Origin of the sequence: Actinocorallia aurantiaca, from assembly GCF_039533685.1 — a bacterium.
Taxonomy (GTDB): Bacteria; Actinomycetota; Actinomycetes; order Streptosporangiales; family Streptosporangiaceae; genus Actinocorallia; species Actinocorallia aurantiaca.
Genome location: NZ_BAAATZ010000017.1, coordinates 4,551 through 13,603, shown reverse-complemented (window position 1 = coordinate 13,603; position 9,053 = coordinate 4,551). Strand labels below are relative to the sequence as shown.

9 protein-coding genes and 1 pseudogene are annotated in these 9,053 nt (G+C 73.5%); 8 read left to right on the top strand and 2 right to left on the bottom strand.

What is annotated here, in order from left to right:
- Window positions 1–1,166, top strand: a 1,166-nt coding sequence (locus ABD327_RS21000; RefSeq protein ID WP_344452258.1) for an LUD domain-containing protein, incomplete at its 5' end; no start/stop codon positions are given.
- A complete protein-coding gene (locus ABD327_RS20995) occupies window positions 1,145–1,783 on the top strand; it encodes a LutC/YkgG family protein (protein WP_344452257.1) in 639 nt (212 codons plus the stop codon). The genes ABD327_RS21000 and ABD327_RS20995, both read left to right, overlap by 22 nt.
- A 4-nt stretch (window positions 1,784–1,787) precedes the next feature.
- Here the strand turns inward: ABD327_RS20995 and ABD327_RS20990 are convergent, their stop codons facing one another.
- Window positions 1,788–2,348: a TetR/AcrR family transcriptional regulator gene (locus ABD327_RS20990; protein ID WP_344452256.1), complete on the bottom strand. Its 561-nt coding sequence runs from the start codon at window positions 2,346–2,348 to the stop codon at window positions 1,788–1,790.
- A 178-nt stretch (window positions 2,349–2,526) separates the two neighbouring features.
- Here ABD327_RS20990 and ABD327_RS20985 point away from each other — a divergent pair, with 178 nt between their 5' ends.
- From ABD327_RS20985 to ABD327_RS20975, 3 genes are all read left to right on the top strand, one after another.
- Entirely contained in the window at window positions 2,527–2,916 is a 390-nt protein-coding gene (locus ABD327_RS20985) for a plectin (RefSeq protein ID WP_344452255.1), read from the top strand.
- A 179-nt stretch (window positions 2,917–3,095) separates the two neighbouring features.
- Window positions 3,096–3,749, top strand: a complete 654-nt coding sequence (locus ABD327_RS20980) for a maleylpyruvate isomerase N-terminal domain-containing protein (RefSeq protein ID WP_344452254.1) — start codon at window positions 3,096–3,098, stop codon at window positions 3,747–3,749.
- 79 nt (window positions 3,750–3,828) lie between these two features.
- Window positions 3,829–4,077 carry a hypothetical protein gene (locus ABD327_RS20975; RefSeq protein ID WP_344452253.1) on the top strand — a complete coding sequence of 83 codons (249 nt, stop codon included), beginning with the start codon at window positions 3,829–3,831 and terminating at the stop codon, window positions 4,075–4,077.
- Between the two features lie 24 nt (window positions 4,078–4,101).
- On the opposite strand, the gene ABD327_RS20970 is transcribed toward ABD327_RS20975, so the two are convergent.
- On the bottom strand, window positions 4,102–4,596 hold the full coding sequence (locus ABD327_RS20970) for an NUDIX domain-containing protein (RefSeq protein WP_344452252.1): 495 nt from the start codon (window positions 4,594–4,596) through the stop codon (window positions 4,102–4,104).
- A 145-nt stretch (window positions 4,597–4,741) separates the two neighbouring features.
- Here ABD327_RS20970 and ABD327_RS20965 point away from each other — a divergent pair, with 145 nt between their 5' ends.
- From ABD327_RS20965 to ABD327_RS20955, 3 genes and pseudogenes are all read left to right on the top strand, one after another.
- A complete protein-coding gene (locus ABD327_RS20965; RefSeq protein WP_344452251.1) occupies window positions 4,742–6,865 on the top strand; it encodes a molybdopterin oxidoreductase family protein in 2,124 nt (707 codons plus the stop codon).
- Window positions 6,865–8,358 (top strand): FAD-dependent oxidoreductase, encoded by a 1,494-nt coding sequence (locus tag ABD327_RS20960; protein WP_344452250.1) that lies wholly within the window; start codon window positions 6,865–6,867, stop codon window positions 8,356–8,358. The genes ABD327_RS20965 and ABD327_RS20960 overlap by 1 nt, the downstream gene beginning before the upstream one ends.
- A 186-nt stretch (window positions 8,359–8,544) precedes the next feature.
- Window positions 8,545–9,053, top strand: a pseudogene (locus ABD327_RS20955) (FAD-dependent oxidoreductase); the annotation flags it as partial.

Below are 9,053 nucleotides of genomic sequence, written 5' to 3'. Positions count from 1 at the left end.
GCAAGCGGCTGCGCAGGGCCGAGGCGGTGGCGGAGCTGCCCGGCTGGGAGGAGCTGCGCCGGGCCGGCGAGGCGCTGAAGGACCGCGCGCTGCTCGACCTCGACACGATGCTGGAACGGCTCGAGGCCGAGGTCGTCCGGGCGGGCGGGACGGTCCACTGGGCGCGGGACGCGGCCGAGGCCGCCGGCGTCGTCGCCCTCCTGGCGCGGGAGGCCGGCCGGGACGAGGTCGTCGAGCTGCCGTCCCCGGTCACCCGGGAGATCGGCCTGGCCGCCTCGCTCGCCGCCGCCGGGATCGCCGTCCACGAGGCCGCGGGCTCCCCGCGCGAACGCCTCCTCGCGGCGGGCACGGTCGTCTCGGGCGCCCGTTTCCTGGTGGCCGAGACCGGGACGGTGGTGGCGCTCGAGCCGGAGGAGGAGGGGCGGATGTGCCTCGTGCTCCCCGAGACGCTGATCACCGTCGCGGGCATCGAGCAGGTCGTGCCGCGCCTGCGCGACCTCGGGGTGCTGCTGCAGCTCCTGCCCCGGTCCTCGGGCGAGCGGATGAGCCCGCACGCCGCGATGTGGACCGGGACCCGCCCGGGCGACGGGCCGCGGGAGTTCCACCTGGTCCTGCTGGACAACGGCCGCACCGCCGTGCTGAAGGACGAGACGGGGCGGGCGGCGCTGCGCTGCATCGGCTGCTCGGCCTGCCTGGACGTGTGCCCGGTCTACGAGCGGGTCGGCGACCGCCCCTACGGCGACCTCCCCGGTCCCGTCGGCGCGATCCTCACCCCGCAGCTGCGCGGGATCGAACCCGCCTACGAGGCGTCCCTGCCGTTCGCCTCCACCCTGTGCGGGGCGTGCGCCGACGTGTGCCCGGTGCGCATCGACATCCCCGGGATCCTGGTGCACCTGCGGGCCAGGGTCGTCGAGTCCCGCCGCCGCCGTCCGGTGCCCACCCCCGAGCTGGCCCTGATGCGCGCCGCCGCGCGGGCGATGGGCGACCGGCGCCGCTACGAGCGGGCCCTGAGGCGGCTCCACCGCTGGAGCGGCCTGCTGTCCGGGGGGAGGGGCGTGCGCGGCCTGCCGGTCCTGTCGGGCCTCGCGGGCCGGTGGACGGACGCCCGGGACCTGCCGGTCCTGCCCCACCGGACGTTCCGCGAGTGGTGGAGGTCGCGCCGGTGAACGCCCGGGAGGAGATCCTGCGCCGCGTCCGTGAGGCGCTGGGCACGGGCGGACCCGCGGCGCGCCCGGAGCCCGGCGGGCAGGTCCTCCTACCGCGAGGCGCCCCGCTCGTCCGGGGGGACCTCGCCTCGCTGTTCGCCGAGCGGGCCGCCGAGCACGCCGGAGGAGGCACCACGGTGCGCCACGTGGGGGCGGACGGCCTGGGCACGGCGGTGGCCTCGGCGCTGTGGGCGCGCGGAATCGCGCGCATCGCCGTCCCCGCCGACGTCCCGTTCGGCTGGCTGGCCGAGCTGCGGGGCGTGGAGGCCCTGGCCGACGCGCCCAGGCTGGAGACCGACGAGCTGGCCGAGACGGACGGGGCGGTGACGGGCTGCGCGCTGGCCGTCGCCGAGACGGGGACGGTCGTGCTGGACGGCGGCAGGGCGCAGGGCCGCCGGGCGCTGACCCTGGTGCCCGGCTACCACCTGTGCGTGGTGCGCGCCGACCAGATCGTCGGCACCGTCCCCGAGGCGGTGGAGCGGCTCGCGCCGGACCGGCCGCTGACGTGGATCTCCGGCCCGCCTCCGTCGGGCGGCCGCGGCCCGCACGCCCTGGAGCTTCTGATCGTGGAGGAGTGAGCGGCTACAGCAGCGCCGTGAGCATGCCCGAGAGCAGTACCTCGAGCCCGGACTCGAACTGGCGGTCCCAGTCCACCGGGTAGGGCTGGGGGCTCTCCAGCCCCCGGATCTCCAGGGCGGCGTGGCCGATGAGGAAGGACAGCAGGGCGTGCGCGGCGGAGCCCGCGGCGGCCTCGAGGAAGCCTCCCAGCCGCAGCACCTCGGTCAGGGAGCGGGAGGTGACGGCGAGGGCGGCGGGGTTGCGGCGGGTGACCACCAGCGGCAGCACCCCGGCGTGCTCGACCAGCCGGGCCCGGTAGGCGGCGGCCCAGGCGTTGATGCGGTCCCGCCAGTCCTCGCCGGCCAGGGGGCGGGTGTCGGCGGGCAGGACGGCCACGTGCGCGACCAGCCCGTCGAGCAGCTCCTCCTTGCCGCGCGGCAGGTGGTGGTAGATCGCCATCGCCTCGACCTGCAGGGCGTCGCCCAGGCGGCGCATGGTCAGGCGTCCCAGGCCCTGCCCGTCGACGATGTGCAGCGCGGCCTGGATGATGCGGTCGCGGGTGAGCGGTTCACGCAGGGTGGTCACGGCTGCCTCTCATGGCGGTCCTGGCGGATACCCTGAACCTTACTACGTAAAGGCCGGGTCCGGAACCCTTCCGGGGGACTCTCCGCGAGGAAGCCGACACGAAACCTTCGGGCGAGGATGCCCTGCGGCCCCGGGACGCGTAGGCTGCGGGCCAGAATGTGAACGGAAGGGATTGAGCATGGTCTTCGGTCGACGCATCAGCCCGGAGGTCGCGGCGCAGTTCGCCGACGACCGGGAGTTCGCCGCTAACTATCCCGACCGGATCGCCGCGGTCGGGCGGGCCGAGGGCGCCCTGCGGGAGGCGCAGGCGGAACGGCGGGACGCCTCGGAGGTACGGGTCCTGCACGGAGAGCTGGAGGCGGCTCTGAGCGAGGCGATCGCCGCGGCGGAGGCCGCCGAGCGGGTCGCGATGGGAACGCGCGCCTACGGCTCCACCAGGGCCGCCGAGATCTTCCGGCGAAAGGCGAAGGCGAAGCCCTCCGTCCGCCCCTACAGTGATGAGCTGGACCGGCTGCGGACGGCTCGCGAGGCCCACAAACTCAGCTTCCGGGCCCTCACGCGGGTCTAGTGCCCCGTCCCCTCGCGGGCGGGGGCGGGCGTGCGTCCGGCACGCTGTGCGCCGAGTGGCACGGCGGCCGGAACTCTGAGAATCTGACCTGCGCGCACGGGGACGGTCGCGCGGCGTCACCGGCGTGACGAGGCATCCGAGCCAGCTGTACCGGCTCGGCGGGGGATGGGGGAGAGGACTTGGATCGCAGGCCGCCTGACGGGGACCGGGTGATGGAGTCCTACCGGGCGGGCGTGGCGGCCATCCGGTGGTTCGCGGCCCGCTGCGCGGACTGGGACGCCCTCACCCCCTGCCCCGAGTGGCTGGCGATCGACCTGGCCGGGCACCTGCGCTGCGTCGCGGAGAACCAGCTGGAGTTCCTGCAGGACGCCCCGGACAGCCGGCTGGCCAAGCTCTTCGCGCAGGACATCGCGACCGCCGTCCTCATCCGCCAGCAGTCCCGCCAGAACGCCGCGGAGCTGGCGGTGCTGCCGCCGGAGTCCGGCCGGGAGCGGATCATGTCGTTCACGGTGTCGGCCGACGCCTACCTGGACCTGATCCCGGACTCCTGGAACAAGACCCACCTGATCTACCGGGGCACCAAGTACACCGTCGGCGACCACGCGGGCTCGGCCAGCGTCGAGTGGCACCTGCACGCCTGGGACCTGGCCAGGGCGATCGGCGAGGACTACCGGCCCGCGGACCCCGAGGTCCTGGTCGGCGCCTGGACGTGGGGGGTGCCGCACCTGCCCCTGTGCCGGGAGGACGACCCGTGGATCCGGGTGCTGCGCTCGTCCGGGCGGTCCCAGGAGTGGAGCAGGGAGAACCCCGTCCGGGCGCGTCGCCGCAGGTGAGACGGGGTGCCCGCATGATCGGGCGGTCCCCGGGGTAGCCCTCCGATCGGAAGTCTTCATTCGGGGGGAGAGTTACGGTATGGGCAGGTGTGAGGTCTGCGGTAACGACTACGAGATGGCGTTCGAGGTGCACACGCAGGGGTCGGTGCACGTGTTCGACAGCTTCGAGTGCGCGATCAGCCGGCTGGCGCCGATCTGCGAGCACTGCTCGTGCCGGGTGATCGGCCACGGGGTGGAGGTCGGCCGGCACTGGTACTGCTCGGCGCACTGCGCCCGGGCCAGTGATCCGGCCGCCGCGGAAATGATCCGCGACCGCGCCCCGGCCTGACCGGGGCCCGGGAGCAGGGGGAGGTCAGGGGGTGCCGGGCCGGGGGGCGGGCACCCTCGGGTGAGTCCCGTCCTCCAGGTAGACCGGACGGCCGCCCGCGGCCAGGATCGCCGCCAGGCGCCGGGCGATGTGCGGCGGGGCCAGGTCGGGGATCTGGTCCCGGGGGACCAGCCGGTGGTCGGAGAGCTCGTCGGGCGGCAGGACGATCCGGGCGATCTGCTCGGCGCTGATCCGGCCGGCGAAGACCCAGACGTTGGTGGCGTCGATCTCCCCTTCGGGCGGGGCCCAGTCGAAGCAGGCGATCCCGTCGAGGTCCGGGACGAGGCCCAGCTCCTCCTGGCATTCGCGCAGGCAGGCGGTCAGGGGGGACTCGCCCAGTTCGATCACCCCGCCGGGCAGGAACCAGCCCGCCTTGTAGGTGGGTTTGACCAGCAGCACTCGGTCGAGTTCGTCGAGGAGCAGGGCGGATGCGGCCCCCCGGGTACGGGGAAGAGAGGCGAAGTACTCAACGTCGGACATGTCTTTGACCCTAGGACAGGAGCGAGTCGGATGCTGCTGGTCAGGCCACTTCCTGACAATCAGTCGCGTCCCGGGTGAGCGCCAATTAACACCGCGGTCATGCAAGGGACGCGGGCAGGTAACGGCCCCCGAACACGATCGAGACATGGCCGCAAGCGAACCGGGTGCCACACCCACCCACTGCCCGTACTGCGCGTTGCAGTGCGGCATGTCGATCGCCGTCGGACCAGGGACCGCCGTGATCACCCCGCGCGAGGACGTGCCCGCCAACGCGGGCGGCCTCTGCCAGAAGGGCTGGTCGGCGGGGGAGATGCTGGACGTCCCCGACCGGGTGACGGAGCCGCTCATGCGGGTGCACGAGGGCGCCCCGCTGGAACCGGTGTCCTGGGAGACCGCGCTCGACGCGATCGCCTCCGGGGTCGGGGCCCTGCAGGCCGTCCACGGCCCGGACTCCGTCGCGGTCTTCGGCGGCGGAGGGCTGACCAACGAGAAGGCCTACCAGCTGGGCAAGTTCGCCCGGATCGCCCTGCGGACCTCGCAGATCGACTACAACGGCCGCTTCTGCATGTCGTCGGCCGCCGCCGCGCTGAACCGGGCGTTCGGCATGGACCGCGGGCTGCCCGGCCCGATCACCGACGTGGGCGACGCCGACGTGGTGCTGATGGTCGGCGGGAACGTCGCCGAGACGATGCCCCCGTTCCTGCGCCACCTCAACCGGATGCGGGAGAACGGCGGCGCGCTGATCGTCGCCGACCCGCGCCGCACGGCCACGGCGAGGCAGGCCGATCTGCACCTGCAGCTGACGCCCGGAACCGACCTGGCGCTGGCCAACGGCATGCTGCACCTGGCGATGGCCGAGGGCCTGCTGGACGATTCCTACATCGAGGCCAGGACCAGCGGGTTCGACCGGTTGCGGACCGTGGTCAACTCCTACTGGCCCGAGCGGGTGGAGCGCATCACCGGGGTGCCGGTGGCGCACATGCGCGAGGCGGTGCGGATGCTCGCGGCCGGCGGGCGCTCCCTGATCCTCACCGCGCGCGGGGCCGAGCAGCAGGCGCAGGGCGTCGACACCGTCACCGCGTTCATCAACCTGGCGCTCGCCCTGGGCCTGCCGGGCACCGAGGGCTCCGGCTACGGGTGCCTCACCGGCCAGGGCAACGGCCAGGGCGGCAGGGAGCACGGGCAGAAGGCCGACCAGCTCCCCGGCTACCGCAGGATCGACGATCCGGAGGCCAGGGCCCGGGTGGCGGCCGTGTGGGGGGTCGAACCCGAGATCATCCCCGGTCCCGGCCGGTCCGCCTACGAGCTGCTGATGGCCCTGGGCACAGAGGGAGGGCCCAGGGCCCTGCTGGTCTTCGGCTCCAACCCGGTGGTCTCCGCGCCGCGCGCCTCGGTCGTGGAGGAGCGGCTGAACTCGCTGGACCTGCTGGTGGTCGCCGACTTCGTGCTGTCGGAGACCGCGCGGCGCGCCGACATCGTCCTGCCCGCCGCCCAGTGGGCGGAGGAGGAGGGGACGATGACCAACCTGGAGGGCCGGGTGCTGCGCCGGCGGCGGGCGGCGCAGCCGCCCGAGGGGGTGCGGACCGACCTGGAGATCATCCGGGGGCTGGCGGTCCGGCTCGAGGCGCCGGGCACCTGGAGCACCGAGCCCGAGGAGGTCTTCGCCGAACTCGGCAGGGCCAGCGCCGGCGGCATCGCCGACTACTCGGGCATCACCTACGAGCGCATCGAGAAGGAGGGCGGGGTTTTCTGGCCCTGCCCGTCACCGGACCACCCGGGCACCCCGCGGCCCTTCCTCGACCGGTTCGCCACGCCCGACGGGCGGGCCAGGTTCACCGCGGTGGAGCACCGCGGCCCCGAGGAGGACGTCGACACCGACTACCCGGTCTACCTCACCACCGGCCGGGTGCTGGCCCACTACCAGAGCGGGGCCCAGACCCGGCGGGTGCGGCAGCTGGTGGACGCCTCTCCGGAGCCGTTCGTCGAGCTGCACCCCGACCTGGCGGAGCGGCTGGGCGTCGAGCCCGGCTCGCTGGTGCGGGTCTCCAGCAGGCGGGGGGTATCGATCGCCCGGGCGAGGCTGACCGACACCATCCGCGACGACACCGTCTTCATGCCGTTCCACTGGGGAGGGGAGGGCAGGGCGAACACGCTCACCAACCCCGCGCTGGACCCGATATCCCGTATGCCGGAGTTCAAGGTCTGCGCGGTGCGGGTGGAGCCCGCCGGTCCTCCCGTCCCCGAACCCCACCCCCTGGAAGGCGTCTGATGAGCATCGTCGTCGTCGGCAACGGGATGGCCGGCTCCCGGCTGGTCACCGAGCTGCGGGCCCGCGATCCGAAGGTCCCGATCACGGTCTTCGGCGCCGAGTCGCAGCAGCCCTACAACCGGGTGCTGCTGTCGAACGTCCTGGCCGGGCACACCCGGGCCGACCACATCGCGCTGGTCGACGAGGCCTGGTACGAGCGGCAGGAGGTGGACGTCCGCTCCGGGGTCTCGGTCCTGTCGATCGACCGGGAGGCCCGGCTGGTGCTGGCGTCCGACGGCTCGGTGACCCCCTACGAGACCCTGGTGCTGGCCACCGGCAGCACCGCCTTCATCCCGCCGATGCCCGTTCTGCGGCCCGGCGGGCGGGAGGGCCTCGCCTCGGAGGGGCTGCCCTCGGGCGCCCTGGTCTTCCGGACCCTGGAGGACTGCCAGGAGATCATCGAGATGGCGCGCACCGCCCGCAGGGCGGTCGTGGTGGGCGGCGGGCTGCTGGGCATCGAGGCCGCTCGCGGCCTGGTCGGCCGGGGCCTGGAGGTGACCGTCCTGCACCTGGCCGGGCACCTGATGGAGCGGCAGCTCGATCCCGAGGGCGGGAGGGTCCTGGCGCGGACGCTGGACCGGCTGGGGATCGGCTCCCGGTTGAACGCCGCGGTCTCGGCGCTGCGCACCGCCGAGGGCCCGGAGGGCGAGCCGGTCGTGTGCGGGGTGGAGCTGGCTCTGCCCGACGGCGCCCGCGAGTTCGTCGAGGCCGACCTGGTGGTGCTCTCCTGCGGGGTGAAGCCCGAGGTGTCCCTGGCACGCGACGCGGGCCTGGCCGTGGGCCGGGGGATCCTGGTGGACGACGAGCTGAGGTCGGTCGGCGATCCGGACGTCCGGGCGATCGGCGAGTGCTGCGAGCACCGGGACGAGGTGTACGGGCTGGTCGCCCCGGCCTGGCAGCAGGCCGAGGTGCTGGCGGGCCTGCTGGCGGGGACCGAGCCGGCCGCCCGCTTCACCGGCGCCAAGCAGATCACCCGGCTGAAGGCGGCGAGCATCGAACTGGCCTCGATGGGCGAGACCCACCACGGCGACGAGGACGAGGAGGTCGAGGTCCTGCAGTTCGCCGACTCCTCGCGCGGCACCTACAAGAAGGTGGTGATCCGGGACGGCCGGCTGATCGGCGCGATCCTGCTGGGGGACACCTCGACGGTGGGGACGCTCACGCAGCTGTACGACCGCGCGGCGGCCCTGCCGTCGGAGCGGCTGAGCCTGCTGTTCGGCGGGATCGGCGGGGCGGCGAGCGCGGACACGCCGGTGCGGATGCCGGACGCGGCGACCGTCTGCCACTGCAACAACGTGACCAAGGGGCGGATCCGGGCCTGCTGGCAGGAGGGCGCCAGGACCGCCGGGGAGGTCGCGGAGGCGACCCGGGCGAGTACGGGGTGCGGCTCCTGCCGGGACGCGCTGGAGGGCATCGTCTCCTGGCTCCAGGAGCAGGAATCGGTGGATGCCTGACCTTTTCGGGCTGAACCCGTCGTGACGTAAACGTCACGGCGGGTTTTAACATTTGGAGAAAAAAGCGTGAATTGTCCGCCTATTGGTCACGCCACGACAACAGCCATGTCTCGACGTGAGCGTGTTTTAACACAGGGGTGACAAAGGGGACGCCGACGCGAAACGCGTTCTTCCGAATATCGGCACATGGATGTTGGAGGAGAGGCAACCCCCGAGAACCTGGTGGTGGTGGGCCACGGCCCGGCCGCGCACCGGCTCGTCGAGGCACTGCGCGAGCGGGACACCGCCGGCGCCTGGAAGATCACGGTCATCGGCGAGGAGTCGCGCACCGCGTACGACAGAGTCGCTCTGACCACCCACCTGGAAGGCGCGGACCTGGCCTACCCCCCGCACGGCGCCGAGGTCTCGGTGCTCACCGGCGAGCGGGTCGTGGAGATCGACCGCGAGGCCAGGACCGTCAGCACCTCGCTCGGGCGCACCGTCGCCTACGACGCGCTCGTCCTGGCGACCGGTTCGGCCCCGTTCGTCCCGCCGGTCGAGGGCAAGGACCTGCCCGGCGTCTTCGTCTACCGCACCATCGACGACCTCGACGCGATCCGCGACTACGCCGAGGGCCGCGCCGGCGGCTCGGTGACCTTGATCAGGACGTGGTCGTCCACGATCTGGGTGAGCGGGTCCAGGGCGTCGTCCAGGGA